The sequence below is a fragment of the Pseudonocardia sp. Cha107L01 genome (genome assembly GCF_052566575.1).
This window is the reverse complement of record NZ_CP199579.1, coordinates 8,368,613-8,383,040: the sequence shown is the minus strand read 5'-3', so window position 1 is coordinate 8,383,040 and position 14,428 is coordinate 8,368,613. Positions and strand designations below refer to the sequence as shown.

At 68.8% G+C, this 14,428-nt stretch carries 14 protein-coding genes and 4 tRNA genes; 10 read left to right on the top strand and 8 right to left on the bottom strand.

Going from position 1 to position 14,428, the window contains the following annotated elements:
• Window positions 1–99: 99 nt before the first annotated feature.
• Window positions 100–1,800, bottom strand: a complete 1,701-nt coding sequence (locus ACTXG6_RS39545; RefSeq protein WP_445190161.1) for an IS1634 family transposase — start codon at window positions 1,798–1,800, stop codon at window positions 100–102.
• 129 nt (window positions 1,801–1,929) lie between these two features.
• On the opposite strand from ACTXG6_RS39545, the gene ACTXG6_RS39540 reads away from it, so the two are divergent.
• The 3 genes from ACTXG6_RS39540 (at window position 1,930) to ACTXG6_RS39530 (ending at window position 5,154) form a co-directional block, all read left to right on the top strand.
• Window positions 1,930–3,408 (top strand): YfjI family protein, encoded by a 1,479-nt coding sequence (locus tag ACTXG6_RS39540; RefSeq protein WP_445184425.1) that lies wholly within the window; start codon window positions 1,930–1,932, stop codon window positions 3,406–3,408.
• A 314-nt stretch (window positions 3,409–3,722) separates the two neighbouring features.
• Complete coding sequence (locus ACTXG6_RS39535) at window positions 3,723–4,016, top strand: helix-turn-helix domain-containing protein (protein ID WP_445184424.1); 294 nt, start codon at window positions 3,723–3,725, stop codon at window positions 4,014–4,016.
• Window positions 4,000–5,154, top strand: coding sequence for a site-specific integrase (locus ACTXG6_RS39530; protein ID WP_445184423.1), 1,155 nt, complete (start codon window positions 4,000–4,002; stop codon window positions 5,152–5,154). Before ACTXG6_RS39535 ends, ACTXG6_RS39530 begins: the two co-directional genes overlap by 17 nt.
• 84 nt (window positions 5,155–5,238) lie before the next feature.
• Here ACTXG6_RS39530 and ACTXG6_RS39525 read toward each other — a convergent pair.
• The 4 genes from ACTXG6_RS39525 to ACTXG6_RS39510 form a co-directional block, all read right to left on the bottom strand.
• Window positions 5,239–5,313: transfer RNA gene (locus ACTXG6_RS39525), tRNA-Val, on the bottom strand.
• A 1-nt stretch (window position 5,314) separates the two neighbouring features.
• A tRNA-Cys gene (locus tag ACTXG6_RS39520) sits at window positions 5,315–5,386 on the bottom strand.
• A 54-nt stretch (window positions 5,387–5,440) separates the two neighbouring features.
• Window positions 5,441–5,513, bottom strand: a tRNA-Gly gene (locus ACTXG6_RS39515).
• Between the two features lie 92 nt (window positions 5,514–5,605).
• Window positions 5,606–6,037 (bottom strand): SsgA family sporulation/cell division regulator, encoded by a 432-nt coding sequence (locus tag ACTXG6_RS39510; RefSeq protein ID WP_445184422.1) that lies wholly within the window; start codon window positions 6,035–6,037, stop codon window positions 5,606–5,608.
• A 242-nt stretch (window positions 6,038–6,279) separates the two neighbouring features.
• On the opposite strand from ACTXG6_RS39510, the gene ACTXG6_RS39505 reads away from it, so the two are divergent.
• From ACTXG6_RS39505 to ACTXG6_RS39485, 5 genes are all read left to right on the top strand, one after another.
• Complete coding sequence (locus tag ACTXG6_RS39505; RefSeq protein ID WP_445184421.1) at window positions 6,280–6,948, top strand: RNA polymerase sigma factor; 669 nt, start codon at window positions 6,280–6,282, stop codon at window positions 6,946–6,948.
• Window positions 6,945–7,820 (top strand): anti-sigma factor domain-containing protein, encoded by an 876-nt coding sequence (locus tag ACTXG6_RS39500; protein WP_445184420.1) that lies wholly within the window; start codon window positions 6,945–6,947, stop codon window positions 7,818–7,820. The genes ACTXG6_RS39505 and ACTXG6_RS39500 overlap by 4 nt, the downstream gene beginning before the upstream one ends.
• On the top strand, window positions 7,817–8,224 hold the full coding sequence (locus ACTXG6_RS39495; RefSeq protein ID WP_445184419.1) for a TIGR02611 family protein: 408 nt from the start codon (window positions 7,817–7,819) through the stop codon (window positions 8,222–8,224). Before ACTXG6_RS39500 ends, ACTXG6_RS39495 begins: the two co-directional genes overlap by 4 nt.
• 47 nt (window positions 8,225–8,271) lie before the next feature.
• Window positions 8,272–8,346: transfer RNA gene (locus ACTXG6_RS39490), tRNA-Val, on the top strand.
• A 202-nt stretch (window positions 8,347–8,548) separates the two neighbouring features.
• Window positions 8,549–9,025, top strand: a complete 477-nt coding sequence (locus tag ACTXG6_RS39485; protein WP_445184418.1) for a hypothetical protein — start codon at window positions 8,549–8,551, stop codon at window positions 9,023–9,025.
• 46 nt (window positions 9,026–9,071) lie between these two features.
• Here ACTXG6_RS39485 and ACTXG6_RS39480 read toward each other — a convergent pair whose 3' ends face one another.
• Window positions 9,072–10,052, bottom strand: coding sequence for a helix-turn-helix domain-containing protein (locus tag ACTXG6_RS39480; RefSeq protein ID WP_445184417.1), 981 nt, complete (start codon window positions 10,050–10,052; stop codon window positions 9,072–9,074).
• A 602-nt stretch (window positions 10,053–10,654) separates the two neighbouring features.
• On the opposite strand from ACTXG6_RS39480, the gene ACTXG6_RS39475 reads away from it, so the two are divergent.
• Window positions 10,655–11,128, top strand: a complete 474-nt coding sequence (locus ACTXG6_RS39475; RefSeq protein WP_445184416.1) for a hypothetical protein — start codon at window positions 10,655–10,657, stop codon at window positions 11,126–11,128.
• Here the strand turns inward: ACTXG6_RS39475 and ACTXG6_RS39470 are convergent.
• Both ACTXG6_RS39470 and ACTXG6_RS39465 read right to left on the bottom strand, forming a co-directional pair.
• The gene (locus ACTXG6_RS39470; protein WP_445184415.1) at window positions 11,112–11,951 is read right to left on the bottom strand and encodes an amino acid kinase family protein; all 840 of its coding nucleotides are present in this window, start codon (window positions 11,949–11,951) and stop codon (window positions 11,112–11,114) included. The genes ACTXG6_RS39475 and ACTXG6_RS39470 overlap by 17 nt on opposite strands.
• 31 nt (window positions 11,952–11,982) lie before the next feature.
• On the bottom strand, window positions 11,983–12,801 hold the full coding sequence (locus ACTXG6_RS39465) for an amino acid kinase family protein (RefSeq protein ID WP_445184414.1): 819 nt from the start codon (window positions 12,799–12,801) through the stop codon (window positions 11,983–11,985).
• Window positions 12,802–13,197: 396 nt separating this feature from the next.
• Between ACTXG6_RS39465 and ACTXG6_RS39460 the strand changes: the two genes are divergently transcribed.
• A complete protein-coding gene (locus ACTXG6_RS39460) occupies window positions 13,198–14,265 on the top strand; it encodes a serine hydrolase (protein ID WP_445184413.1) in 1,068 nt (355 codons plus the stop codon).
• Window positions 14,266–14,428: the final 163 nt, after the last annotated feature.

Here is a 14,428-nt window from a genome sequence, read left to right as displayed (position 1 = left end):
GGGTCGGATTCGGGGTTTGACCTGGGGGAACGCCCGTGAGGGCGCGGAGGGGGCGTGTGCCTACGCCGTTCGCCAGGCTCGGGTGGGTGTTTTGCCTGGTCAGGCCGGGTCTAGCGCGGTCACGGTGGTCGGGGCGGATACCTGACAATCGCGCAGAATGGCCGCCTGGGCGGTGGTGAGCGGTGTGGTGTGCACGGCGGTGCCGGCGCTGCCGGTCAGCGTCACGGCGTGGACCCGGCTGAGTTCGGTGTTGATGCGCCGCCAGGTCATGCCGGCGCGACGTTCGGCGAGGCGCACGAGCAGTAGCGCCAACCAGCACAGCAGGACGTGGGCACGGATGCGGTGTTCGAGCCGGTGGAAGACCGGCCGCAGTAGCAGGCTGGACTTGAGGTCGCGGAATCCGCGCTCGGCTTCCAGGAGGTTCTTGTAGCCCAGGGCGGTGTCCTCGGCGCTGAGGTGTGGGTCGGAGGTGGCGATGAGGTACTTGCCGTCCAGCCGTTCCTCCTGCTTGATCTTCGCGCGGTTGAGTGACAACCTGCCGGTCGGTGACTGGTGCAGCCAGCGGCCCAGGGTCGGGTGATCGCGCAGTGCGCATTCGGCCTTGGTGTGCGCGGCTTCAGCCTTCTGTCGGGTTGTCGCGTTCGTCTTCTTGCGGTCGCGTTCGCGTGCCTGCTTGATCCGCTCGAGCTCGGCTTCCAGTCGGGTGAGCGCGTCTTCGCGTTGGGTGCGGTCGCGCTCGGCCTGTTCGGGGTTGTGACAGATGACGAACCGCACGTCGGTGTCAGCTCCGAGGCGGACTTCCTTGATTCGCAGGTTCTCTTTGACCTGCTGGTAGCGGCCCTGACGGGCGAGTACTTGCTCGACCAGCGGATTCCCGTCGCGCATGCGCATCCCGGCGATGAAGTGCCCGCCGGCGCGGCGCAGATAGGCCAGGTTGTCCGCGCTGGAGAATCCGCGGTCGACGACGGTGATGACGCGTCCGAGGCGCCAGCCGCGCATGTCGTCCTTCACTCCGGGCAGGATTGCCTGATCGGACGTGTTGCCGGGCCAGCACCACACGCGCACCGGGATGCCCTCCTTGGTGACGGCCAGCCCGATGACGATCTGCGGGAGGTCGTCACGGTGGTCCTTGGAGTGGCCGTAACGGCGGAACGCCTCGTCGCCGCTGTCCTCGGTGTCGCGCTCGAAATAGGTGGACGTGGTGTCGAAGAACAGCAGGTCGACCTCGAGGTTGAGCAGGTTGGCCACGGCGAAGAACACCGCTTCCTGTACCTCGGCCTGGGCGTCGGCCTCCACCAGCAGGTCCATGGCGCGGTAGGCCTGGTCCTCGTCCATCGACTCGAGTCCGTCGATCGCCACGTCGTGGCTGGCCCACTCGCCCGCGGAGAGCTTCGACATCGGGTCGATGGCCCGGTTGGCGACCAGCGCGAACAGCACCCGCTCCACGTCGGTGGCGAACCGGCGCGGCCCGAGTACCTTGCGCAGCGCGGTGTCGATCTCCAGCGCCCGCCACAGCCCGTCGAGCAGGTGCACCGCCCCTACCGGGCGTGAGCCGGTCACGGACAGCCCGTCCCCGACCAGCTGCGTGGCATCCGCCACCGCCCCATCAGCGGTGCCCAGGTAGCGGTTGATCGAGGTGACCAGCCGCGCCAGCCCGTCGCGGTCGAGCTGGTCCTCCCGGCCCAGGTTCAACAGCACCTGCGCCTGCGTGACCCCGTCCACCCGACGGTTGTGCGCCAGCTGCACGTATCGCACGACCGTGCCGTCCCGGTTCTTCCGCTGCGTCGCCCGCAGATACATGCCCACCAGCCGACCAGGAACAGCCAGCGTGATCAAGCCCGACACCACAAGTCGTGTGCCCACGCTTTTCGGAGATTCCGAGGACGCCGCAGACCCACTACCAGCACAAACACGAATCAGAAGGAGCCTATGTGCCCATCAACCGCGGAACTCGGGGTTTCAACGCTGCCGGTGTTTCCCACCGACGCATTGCCGGGATGGATTGCCGATCAAGTTGCCGCTGTCGCCGAGGCCACCCAGACGCCACACGATCTCGCCGGCTGCGTCGGACTGGCCGCGCTGTCCACCGTCGCCGGGGGCCGAGCTTTCGCCCGTGTGCGTCGGGGATGGGTGGAACCGGTCAACCTTTACACCGTCGTGGTGATGAAGCCCTCGGAGCGGAAATCGCCAGTGTTCAACGCCATGATCCGACCCATCTACGCACTGGAGCAGCGACTGCGCGAGCAGGCCACCGAGAACATCCAAACCGCCCTGGTCCAGCGACGCGCCGCCGAGGCAGCGCTGGACAAAGCCGAGAAAGTGGCCGCCAGCGCACCGGCAGAGCAACGCGATTCCGCGATCACCGAGGCGATCCAAGCGGCCCTGTCCGCCGCCGCGATCGACGTCCCAGCTGAACCGAAACTCGTGGTCGACGACATCACCCCGGAACGGGTGGCCAGCGTCCTGGCCGAACAGAGCGGCCGGCTGGCCATTCTGTCCGACGAGGGCACCATTTTCTCCATCATCGCCGGGCGCTACTCCGGCAACGTCAACACCAACGTGTTCCTCAAGGGCTACAGCGGCACACAACTGCGCGTCGACCGTGCCGCCCGGCCCGCCGAACTGGTCGAAAACCCGGCGCTGACCCTCGGGTTGACCGTGCAGCCGGCCGTGATCGAGGAACTCGGCCACACCGCCATGCTGCGGGGCAGTGGATTCCTCGCCCGAATCCTGTTCTCGCTGCCCACCAGCATGGTCGGTCACCGCAACAACCGACCTAATCCGGTGCCGGAGGCGGTGGAACAGAACTACGACGACCACCTCGCCCACCTGGCCCGCACGCTGGCCTGGCTCGTCGAACCCGCCGTATTCCAGTTCTCCGCCCAGGCCGATGACGCTATGGCCGATCTGCAAGACGAGATCGAAATCCGCCTAGAACCCCACCGAGGAGATTGGGCGCACATCGGAGACTGGGGCGGCAAACTCGCCGGCCAAACCGCCCGAATCGCCGCACTGCTGCACGCCGCCACTCACCCGGACAACCCGGAGAAACAGCAGGTCAGCGGCGACACCTTCGACAAAGCCCGCCGGTTGGCCGACTACTACGGTGCGCACGCCCTCGCTGTGTTCGACCACATCACCACTGACCCAACCGTGGACAACGCCCGCCGCGTCCTGGCCTGGATCGAACACGACCGACCAGCCACCTTCACCCGCCGCGAGCTGTTCAGTGCCCTGGACCGAGGCCGGTTCCGCCGAGCCGACGACCTAGACGCACCCCTGACCCTGCTCACCGAGCACGGCCACATCCAACAACAGCCCCCACCCGAGCGGCGGCCAGGGCAACGCGGCCGACCACCGAGCCCCACCTACTGGACCCATCCCACCTACCGGCAGCCACCACGATGACCGCGCCCAGCTGAACCCGGCGACCGACCGGACCGATCAGGTCGACTCGCTCCACACCTGGCGAAGGCCTCCGGGCACCCTCTCGCGGCCCTCCGGGTATTTCTGCGGAGATTCTGCGGAATATTGCGGAGATCAACACGAGATCGCCATATAAGACGCTGACCAGTGCAAACGCTCGAATCCAGTATTTCTGTGGATATTGCGGATATTGCGGAGCTACTCCCACCCTCACCCGACCTCAGGAGGCACCCCGTGCACCCAACCGAACCCGCCGCCAGCACCTCCCGCACGGCCACCAAGGAGAACCAACCCACATGGGTGCCCCACGCCGCCTCACCGTCGCCAGAACCCAGGACCACCACAACCAGACCGACCACGCCCAGCCCTCACCGACACCAACCGCCGTCCCGAAGCGACATCTCTACCGAGTGCCCGAAGCGATGGCTCTGCTCTCGATGAGCCGCTCAGTGATCTATGAGCAAATCCGCGCAGGCCGCCTCCGCACGGTCTGCCAAGGCCGAACGCGACTCATCCCGGCCGTTGCCATCAACGAGTACGTAGCCCTACTCATCAGCGAATCGGAGGTGACCTATGACCAGCCGGCGTAGCCGTGGAGACGGCGGACTGACCTGGAGCGAGGCCCGACAACGATGGATCGGGGCGGTCACTGTCGGATACACGCCAGACGGCAAGCGGATCTTTCGGCGGGCGAGTGGCCGAACCAAGACCGAGGCCAAGAACAAGCTCAAGGAGCTCATCCGCGACTACGAGGACGGGATCACAGCCGCCAGCGACAGCTACACGGTTCGACAGGCGGTGGAGGACTGGCTGGCATACGGTCTCGCCGGACGCGCGGCCAGCACGCTCGAAAACCGCCGCATCTTGGCTACGACTCACATCGTGAGCCACCTTGGCAGTCGAAAGCTGCGGGAGCTGAGCGCCGAGGACGTCGACCGTTGGCTAGCTGACCGCGCGAAGATCCTCAGTACGAGCACTCTGCAGCGGGTGAAGGCCATACTTCGCCGTGCCATTGGCCGGGCTCAGGCGAGGGACAAGGTCCGGCGGAACGTCGTGCTGCTCTGTGATACCCCAACAGGTCGAGCTGGACGGCGGTCGAAATCGCTCACGTTGAGTCAAGCTCACGCGGTCATGGCGGCTGCTGAGGCCTCACCGCTCCGGGCCTACCTGGTAGTCGCGTTGCTGACCGGTGCGCGTACTGAGGAGCTGCGGGCTATCACCTGGTCGCATGTCGTTCTTGATGGCGATGAGCACGCGGAGCCGCCGGTTCTGCCGCACCTGATGGTGTGGCGTTCGGTCCGCGCAACCGGCGACACCAAGACGCCGAAGTCTCGGCGGTCGCTGGCGATCTCGGGGCGCTGTGTGCAGGCGCTTCGAACACATCGCGCTGCCCAGGAGCGCCAGCGGGCGTTCGCTGGGAAGGGGTGGAAGGAGACTGATCTAGTGTTTGCCTCTGTGGTAGGCACACCGCTGGACGCTGCGAATGTGCGCCGCAGCTTCCGGCAGGTGGTCCGAGCCGCCGGACTGGATCCGAAGCAGTGGACACCTCGTGAGCTGCGACATAGCTTCGTCTCGCTGCTCTCGGACAGCGGCGTGCCGATCGAGAAGATCTCAGTGCTCGTCGGACACAACGGCACCCGCGTGACGGAGATGGTCTACCGGCAGCAGTTGCGGCCGGTGATCCAGGATGGGGCTGCCACGATGGACAGCATCTTCCCGAGCCAGTAGTTACTCAGTTAGTTACTCAGCAACCCGCAGAAACCAGAAGCGGCCTGTTCAGTCCCCGCTGTGGGGGTCTGACCAGGCCGTTTGTGGTGGGCGATACAAGGATTGAACTTGTGACCTCTTCCGTGTCAAGGAAGCGCTCTCCCACTGAGCTAATCGCCCGAGGCGGAGGCGGGAATCGAACCCGCGTACAGGGCTTTGCAGGCCCTTGCCTAAGCCACTCGGCCACTCCGCCGAACCTGATGGGGGGCCGAGACGGAGGTCCGGCAAAGGACCCGAGCACCCTCCGAGCGGACGACGGGATTCGAACCCGCGACCCTCACCTTGGCAAGGTGATGCGCTACCAACTGCGCTACGTCCGCATGTTTCCCGCCGATTTCTCGGCGGGATGTTGTGGTTGAAGCCTAGCCGATCGGCTATCCGGACTCCAAACCGGCCCCCCCAAGCGGCCCGATCAGCTCGCTTCGCTGGAGAGGAGGTCCTCCAGGGCCAGGTCGAGGTCCAGCCAGGCGTACTCGGTGCCCGGCGGAACGGCCTCGAAGGTCCGGTCCAGGAAGTCCGCCAGGTCCGGTGCGCTGGTCGAGAACAGCGCGTGGCCCGAGGGAGAACTGAGTTCGATCTCGACCGTGTCCGGGTCTCCGGCGGCCGGGCGTACCCGGACGTCGCCGGTGCCCGCATCGGTGAGAAGTCCATCTGCGAACAGATCGCGGGCAAATACCCACTCAACGTCCGCTGCGTCGGTTCGACCTGTCTGGAACACCGCATGCACCGCATATGGATCACGGCTGTCATACCGCAGCTCGACCCGCACCGGCATCGCGTCGGCCTGCTGGGCCAGCAGATCGAACACGGCGAGAGAGCGGATGGTGACGTGCTCGTTGCGCATCGTGCTGCCCCTCCGTGGGTTATTGCCCGTCATACAAGATGGAGAACGACCGGACAGCCGAGATGTCACGGTTCGAAGGGCGGTCATTGCCCTCCGCGGCACCACACTCACTCGGTTGGAGCAGTGCGAGTTGCGGCCGATCGCCGAGAACGGTGAGGTCAGCGCGTCGCCGGCCGCTCGGCGCTACTAGGCTGAACCGAACAGAATTTCGGCGCGATTACTACAAGGTGAGGATTCCGCTGGTGGCCGATGTCGCCGACGTCTCCGCTTCGTCCGGCAACTCCGGCCGAAGCGCGCGACGCGGAGCGCTCGCCCCCCGGTCCTTCGACCCGCCGGACGAGCAGCTGATGCAGCAGGTCGGAGTGGGTTCGACCCAGGCTCTCGGGCAGCTCTATGACAGGTACGGCAGGCTGGCGTACTCCCACGCTCGCCGGATCTGCGCTGATCAGGGGCTCGCCGAGGACGTGGTCCAGGAGGTCTTCCTCGCACTGTGGCGCGACCCGCATCGGTTCGACCAGAGTCGGGGCCGCTTCTCCAGCTGGTTGCTGGCCGTGGCACATCACAAGGCCGTCGACGCGGTGCGCAGGGAAAGTTCGGCCCGGCGACACACCGTGCCGGCGTCCGCCGCCGACGAGCGTTCGGTGCCGGCCGGCCCAGGGGCCGACCAGGCCGCGCTGGGGTCCGTGGTGACCGGGCAGGTCCGGGACGCACTGGGACAGCTGCCGGACGAACAGCGCCGGGCCATCGCGCTGGCCTTCTACGGCGGCTACACGCAGCGGGAGGTCGCGGCGATCACAGGAGTACCACTGGGCACCGTGAAGTCGCGGATGTACAACGGCGTCCGTCGGCTGCGCCGGGTGCTCATCCCGTCGCAATGGGAGCCCACCCAGCCCACGGGTGGCACCCGATGAGCGCCGAACGCCGCTGCGCCAACGCCGAGCAGGCGGTCGCCTGGGCGATGCAGGTCATGGAGCCGGCCGACGAGGACGAGTTCACCGAGCATCTGCCCACCTGCCTGGTCTGCCGGGAGACCGTCCGCGAGACCGAGGACCTGATCTGGGCGATGGCCGCCGGGGACGAGCAGGTCGACCCCCACCCGGAGCTCCGGGACCGGCTGATGGTCGCGGTGGCCGGCACCGCGCAGACGCCCATGGAAGAACGGGAGACGCAGGCCTGGCCGGAGCTGGCCCCGCCGGAGCCGGTCAGCCCGAGCCAGCGGTCCGCCGGCTGGAACCCGGTGCGCCCGACGGTGCGCTCGGACGCACCGGAGCGCGCCGAGGAACGTCGCCAGTCCGCGCGCCGGCGCCGGTTCGGGGTGCTGGCGGCCACGGTGTTGCTCGCCCTGATCGGCATCGGCGGGATCGCCGTCCGCCAGTTGGGCGGAGCCGAGCAGCAGCAGGCCGCGCAGGCGCGGTCCGGCGAGGCGCAGCGGGTGCTGAGCCAGCTCAACCAGCCGGGCTCCCGGCATGCCGTACTCGATGCCCCGAACGGGCAGCCGGTGGCGGGCGTGCTGGTGTCCCAGGGGCAGCGCCAGGTCGTCTCCGTCTCGCTGCCGCCCAACAACGCCGAGCACACCACATATGTTTTGTGGGGAATCGGCGATGGCAAGCCGGTGCCGATCGGCGCCTTCGATCTCGGGGCCGGTGACCAGAGCATGCATCCGGTCGGCGGAACCTTGGCGCCGCCCGATCCGTTCTCCAGCTACGCGATCTCAATCGAGAACGGCCGCCGTGCCCCGGACTCCCCGGGCCTGGTCGTCGCAACAGGACAGGTGGCCAGTTGACCAACGCTGAGGAGCGCCCGACGTCCGGGCTGCGCGCCAAGCTGGACGCCAACCCGACGATGCGGTTGTTCTGGCGGGTCGGGGTGGCGGTGCTCGGCGGGCTGGTCCTGTTGGCCGGAATCGTGATGATTCCGTACCCGGGCCCTGGCTGGCTGGTGGTGTTCGCCGGGTTGGCGATCCTGGCCACCGAGTTCGCCTGGGCGCGCCGGGTACTGACCTACGCTCGGGGCCACTACGACCGCTGGACCGCATGGCTGGGTCGGCAATCGTGGACGATCAAGCTGTTGGTGTTCGCCGGCACGGCCGTCGTCGTGCTGCTCACGGTGTGGCTGCTCGGCGGCTGGGGCCTGGTCGGAGGCTGGATCGGGCTCGACTGGACCTGGCTGCGTTCGCCCATTTTCTGATCGGGTAAGGTTCCCAATCGTCGACGGGGCGTAGCCGCCCCGATCGCGGGCGATTAGCTCAGCGGGAGAGCGCTCCGTTCACACCGGAGAGGTCACTGGTTCGATCCCAGTATCGCCCACCAGCCAAAACATCCAGTTTGGCTCTCATCCTCACCATTTCCAGCCAGCAACTCGGCGTGATGCTGTCGGCGTTGTCCGACCACGTCCCCTCAATCGCCGCCCTCGGTCAACACCGGGGGCGGTTTCGCGTTCCACTCACTCTCGTCACGTTTGGTGTAGACCCGCTTCGGAGAGTGGGCGAAAACTACGGAGCTCGTCCTGGCTGTGCTGTCGGTCGTCCTGTACGCCGCCGCCGCGATCGCGCTGGGCACCCCGCCAGACGCCACCGCCGACGGCCAAGCCGTAGCCGACTGGTTTGCCTCCCAGGGCGAGCACGTGCGGACCTGGGCGTGGCTGCTGACCCTGTACGCGCCGGTATACGCGGCCGCCGCCACGCTTGTCCCTGACCGGCTCCCGGCGCCGTATCGTGACGTCTACTTCTTCGGTGCCATCGCCTTCGTCGTCGAGACCGCCATCCAGAGCTGGGTGTGGGCGGGCGTGGGCTGTCTTCGGGCACACCGGATTCACCGCCCCGGGCGGTCCGAGCCGGGTCGGGTCATGACTGCCGCGACTTGGCTACTGATGGCGGTCGGCTCGATTCCCGGCTTCTTCGTGGGCCGGTGGACGGCTGAGTTCGGGCGAGCCCGCTACGACCAGAAACGGGTCTGGGCCCAGCGGCAGAACTACCGCCGCAACGACTGAGCCGGAGCGCGGCGGTACCGCGGGTCAGGTCCGGCGGGGTAGCTGGCTACCCACGCAAGGTGTCGCGGGGGCTGACGCCGTAGGCCTGCCGGTAGCGGGAGGTGAAGCGGCTCTGGTTGCAGAAGCCCCAGCGGGTTGCGATGTCGGTGACTGTTGCCCCGCTGCTCGGGTCGGTGCCGAGTAGTTGGCGATGGACCCGGTCGAGCCGGACGTCGCGCAGGTGTTGCATGGGGGTGATGTCGAGGTGGCGGCGGAAAGCGAACTGGACGGCCCGGATGCTGACGTTGGCGGCGGCGGCGATGTCGGCGACGCTGATGTCGGCATCGGGGTGTTGCTCGATGAAGGCGGTGGCCCGGCGCACGGTGGCGCTGGTGGCATCGCGTCGGTCCTGCGCGGTGGGTTCGGTGATCGCGGTGTTGGGGAAGGTGCCCAGCGCGGTCGCGGCGAGCAACCGGGCGGCTGATCCCCGGATCAGCGACTGGGCGGCGGCCTCTGGGCGCGCCAGCAGCTCGGTGAGGTAATTGACGGAGTTCGTCCAGTGCGTGGCGGCGCTGCGGGAGATGGGCTGGAAGTGGGTGAAGCGGATCGGGCCGGGTGCCCGAGTGGGTGAGGTGGCGGCCACCTGGGTGAGTACCGACAGGTCGAGCATGATCGTCTGAAGGTGTGTCTCGAACATCCGCAGGATTGCCGGCAGGACTGGATCGGCATCGATGAAGACATCACCGCCGACGAAGCGTTCGTTGATCCCGGCGCACTCGCGTTCGAACCTGCCTGCCCGCAGGTTGACGATGACCAGCGAGTTGAACGGGTCCAGTGCCACCCCGGTACGCAGCGGCAGCCGTACGTCGTCGATGGCGAACATGCCCGCGTCGAGGCGGCTGTGCGCGTACGTCTGGCCGTCCCGTACCCCGCTGAACCGCATGTTCGTGCGGTACGCGTTCTGGAAGTAGTCGATCGCCACGCCGGAGTCGGTGGTGGTGAAGTCGATTCGTCCCGGCGCGCCGATGTCCGATACGTGCGCGGCCATCCGTGTCGCTCCTTTGCGAGACACAGCCTCATCCACACAGGCGCGAATTGATTCCGCCGGGGCAGATGGTCCTGACAACCCCCGGAGCCGGGCGCGCGCCGCGGAGCTTAGACCCCGCCAACCGTGACCCCACAGCAGCGGAGCTCCAACACCACCCCATCAGACCAGCTGACCTGGCCCCTGAACAGCGGCGACAGGCGTCCTTCGCGGCGGGTGGCCGGGTGAACGCTCACCACGTTGTCGGTCTGGCTGACCGCGGTTACAGGGGGAGTACCACGCCGGGAAGCCAACCGTGGCCGTCACAGTCCCAGCACGGCTTGGCCTCGTATCCCCAGACCGCTCCGCACGACGCCAGCACCATGGCCCTGGGATGGGCAACAGCGCCTTCGCCATGGCATACCGGACAGCGGGTGCGGGCGTCGTGCAGATTGACACGTTGTGCCGGCGGTGGCCACATGACGACGACGGTGCCAGCCGGACCCGATGGCTGCTAGACCAGAACGGGTTCACTTGGTTCGGCACTCGCGCCGGCAGGAAGTCCAGCCAGAGCTGATTCGGCGAAATGACCCCGGCGCGGATGCCCGGTGGGTCAGGCTGAACGTGTGTCGGGTCCGTTCCTGGGTAGCGAGGCGGTCGCCGGGGGGCTGGTCAGCCGAGATCAGCTGCACCGGTTCGCCCCGGCGGCGCTGCTGGCCAGGCGGGCCGCTACACCGGGAGCGCGCGGCTGTCGGCGCCTGCAGCGGGTGGTCCAGCTGGCTGACCCCCGTGCGGAGTCGCCGAGGGAGACCCGGCTGCGACTCGGGCTGGTGCTGGCCGGGTTGCCACCGCCGACTGTGCAGCATCGGGTGCTGGACGAGTACGGGTTCGAGCTCGACGACCTGGTCGGTATGCCGCAGGCGGTGCACCGGGTCCGGCGGCTGCTCGAGCTGCGGGCGCGTTTTGTTGCGCTGACGTCGAGTGGTACGTCAGTGGGGTTTGATCATGGCTGGGACCCCGCTGACGTACCGCTCGGTACGCGGGTGTTGCGTATCCCTACGCAGAGCTGCGCCCGGTGCGCGGTCAGGCGGTGCGGATGATGGTGCCCACGTGTTCGCCGCGCAGGGCCTTGGTGATGTTGCCGGAGGTGCGGCCGTTGACGATCTGGATCTGCTTGACGTTCTTGGCGTTGGCCATGAGCTTCAGCACGGTGGCGTCGATCGGCAGCGTCGGCAGGTCTTTGGCCAGCAGGTCGGCGGCGGTGATCTCCCCGATGAGCTCGGGGTTGCCGCCGCCGGCCGGGTCCGAGGTGAAGACGCCGTCGACGTCCTTGACGTAGGTCGTGCTGTTGGCGCCGTACGCGTCGGCGAGCAGGAACGCCCCGGAGTCCGACCGGTGCGGCGGGATCTTGCCGAGCTCGGGCGGGAACTCGTAGAGCCCGTAGGGCGGGTAACCGTTGGAGACGACCGCGCGGCTGGCCGCCAGGTGCACCGCGAGCTGGTGCGCGACCGCCGTGTGCGGCAGGTAGGACACGCCCTGCTCGGCGAGCAGTGCCGCGACCAGGTGGCCGTTCTGCTCGGCCTCGGTGGCGGCCAGCGCGGCGAGCACACCGGTCGGCAGGCCGAGGTCGAGCCCGACGCCGAGGATGTGCCGGGCGCGCACCCCCGGCCCGGTGAGGATCAGCAGCCGGTGGTCGGCCAGCGCGCCACGCAGTTCCGCCACGACGGGACCGAGAGCGTCGCGGCCCTGGTCGATGATCGAGCGGCCGCCGAGAGCGACGATGTTGAGCCACGGCAGCAACCGGATCACCGGGCGGTCGATCGCCCGGACCAGGTCGCGGTCCAGCAGCGTCTGGCGCATCAGCGCGGACGGCACGTCCTTGACCGCGAACAGCGGCACGGACTCGGAGCGGGTGTCGGTCACGATGTTCCCCCGGTGGGCTGGTGGACGGCGCTCATGCGGCCGAGATGATCGTGCCGACGTGCTCGCCGGCGAGGGCCCGGGTGATCAGGCCCGGCTTCAGCCCGTTGATGACCTGCACCGACCTGACGTGCCTGGCGTGCCGCATGAGCTCGAGCAGCGGACGCTCGACGACGACGTCCGGCAGGTCGAGGGAGATCAGTTCGTCGACGGTGATCTCCGGGATCAGGGTCGCGCCCGGATCGGTCTTGGGGTTGGCCGTGTACAGCCCGTCCTCGTCCTTGACGAAGATCATGTTTCGGCAGCCGTAGACCTCCGCGACCAGGTAACAGCCGGCGTCGGTGCGGTACGGCGGGATCACGCCCTCGCTGGGCACCCGCTGCCACATGTCGTACGGCGGCATCCCGGGGAAGATCACCGCGTGCGACTCGGCGAGGTGCAGCGGCAGTGCGCTGAACGCCTCGTGCCCCACCACGGGTACCCCGTAGCGGGCCATCAGGTAGCCGAGCATCTGGGCGTTCTGCCCGGCGACCGCGGCGCCCACCCCGGTGAGTACACCGGTGGGCAGACCGAGCTCGGCGGCCACCGAGTACACGTGCCGTGCCCGGGTGCCGCCGCCGGTGCCGATCAGCAGCTTGTGCTCGCGCTTGACCCGCGCGAGCTCCTCCACGACCGGGTACACGGCGGACCGGCCGCGGTCCATCAGGCTCTGGCCGCCGATCTTGAGCACGCTCGCGTCGGGCAGGATCGGGTAGTCCGGCGCCGCGTCGCTGGCCGCCATCAGTTCGGGGTCGCTGAGCGACCGGGTCATCAACAGCGACTCCAACGTCGCCCGGTCCGCGCCGATCGTCACGCTGGATCTCCTCTCGCTGCCCCCGGCACCGACGGTTCGGGTCACGTCGGGACCGTGCCTCGCCGATCGGAGGCCCGGGCGCTGGTCACGAAGCTAGGGTCCTGAGTCGGAAGTTCCCGGCGCCGCCTCCGCCGCCCAGGTGGCGCCTGACTGCGTTCTCGATCGCCAGGATATGCCCGATATCCAGGCGATCCGCGGCCTTGCCAGCCGCCGCCTGGATCACCGGATCCGGCACCGGACCTCCGACTCAGGACCCTAGCCGGTACGGACGGTCGGCCGCGGTGATCACTTCCTCCGGGAATTCGGACCGAGCAATGTGGACTTACCGCGGCAGCGGACCGCACCTCGCCTCGGGTCCGCCGCAGCGGTCCCGGCGGCGATGTGGAAACGAGCCGAATGTCACTCGTCTGGTGTCCCGCCCGGCGGCCGACCGGCCTCGGCCCCACGGCTCCGTGCTCCGGTAGCGTCCGCGGCATCAGCCCGCTGCCCCGCCGTGCCCGCCCCGTGCTCGGGTGCGTCCTCCTGACCGCCGCCCTCCTCGGCTGCGCCCAGCCTCCGGCGACCCCGGCGGTCGACACCGCCGCACCGGTGCCGGCCGCGACCGGGGCGCCGGAGGCGGCTGCCGCACCAGCGCCGGCTGTGTCGGCCGCGGCACCGGCGCCGGCCGACTGCACGAACGGCACCGCCTGGAGCTGCGACCAGCAACGGCGCTTCGCCGCCGCCAGCGCGTACGTGGCCCGCTCCGGCGGTGGCCACGGCTACCTGAGCGCGGTATTCACCGACCGGCGGACCGGGTTGAGCTGGCGCGTCGGGGCGACCCGGCAGCCGGGCTGGACGGCGTCCGCGATCAAGCTGGCGATCGCCACCGACCTGGTGGAGCGCGGGCGGGCCGGGGCGATCACGCTGTCCGCCGCCGACCGGCGCGACCTGGATGCCATGCTCGCCAACTCCGACGAGCCGGCCTCGAACCGGCTGTGGGCGAAGTACGGCGACGACGCGATGTTGGCCCGGTTCCGGGAGCGGTTCGGGATGCCCGGGGTCCGGTTCGTGCCGGGCTTCAGCACCCGGGCGTACTGGGGCTTCGTGAAGTGCACGAGTGACGACCTGGCCGCGCTGGTGCGGCACATCCTGACCGTGACGGACCCGGCCGACCGCGGTTACCTGGTCGCGGCCATGCGCGCGGTCGCGCCAAACCAGCGGTGGGGGGTCTGGGCGGCCGGCGCCGGCAACCAGCCCGGCAACAAGGACGGCTGGTCGTTCGAGTCCGACAGCTACGGCAAGCACTGGGTCGCGGACAGCGTCGGCTTCGCCGGTCCGGGGGAGCGGTATGTGGTCGCGGTGATGTACCAGGTGGACCCGCGCGGCGCCCTGGCCGACGGCGTCCACGCGGTCAGTGACCTGGTGGCGCTGTTGTTCGGCCAGCCGGTGCCGGCACCGGTCACGGTGCCCGCGCCGGACGGCTGACCCGAGTGACAGTGTCCCGGGCCGCCTTGTCCGGCGGTGGCGCGTACCCGGTCGCGGTGGTGCGGCGGTCCCGTGCGCTGTGGCGCCGAGCACTGTGGGCCAGTTAGTCGGCGCGGCGGCGTAACGGCTGGGGGTGCTCCCGCGACGACCCGGGTGACCTACC

Coding starts and splice junctions, on each gene's coding strand:
- ACTXG6_RS39545 (WP_445190161.1), bottom strand. CDS start 1,800: ATGTATCTGCGGGCGACGCAGCGGAAGAACCGGGACGGCACGGTCGTG.
- ACTXG6_RS39540 (WP_445184425.1), top strand. CDS start 1,930: ATGTGCCCATCAACCGCGGAACTCGGGGTTTCAACGCTGCCGGTGTTT.
- ACTXG6_RS39535 (WP_445184424.1), top strand. CDS start 3,723: ATGGGTGCCCCACGCCGCCTCACCGTCGCCAGAACCCAGGACCACCAC.
- ACTXG6_RS39530 (WP_445184423.1), top strand. CDS start 4,000: ATGACCAGCCGGCGTAGCCGTGGAGACGGCGGACTGACCTGGAGCGAG.
- ACTXG6_RS39510 (WP_445184422.1), bottom strand. CDS start 6,037: ATGCGCAACGAGCACGTCACCATCCGCTCTCTCGCCGTGTTCGATCTG.
- ACTXG6_RS39500 (WP_445184420.1), top strand. CDS start 6,945: ATGAGCGCCGAACGCCGCTGCGCCAACGCCGAGCAGGCGGTCGCCTGG.
- ACTXG6_RS39480 (WP_445184417.1), bottom strand. CDS start 10,052: ATGGCCGCGCACGTATCGGACATCGGCGCGCCGGGACGAATCGACTTC.
- ACTXG6_RS39460 (WP_445184413.1), top strand. CDS start 13,198: ATGTCACTCGTCTGGTGTCCCGCCCGGCGGCCGACCGGCCTCGGCCCC.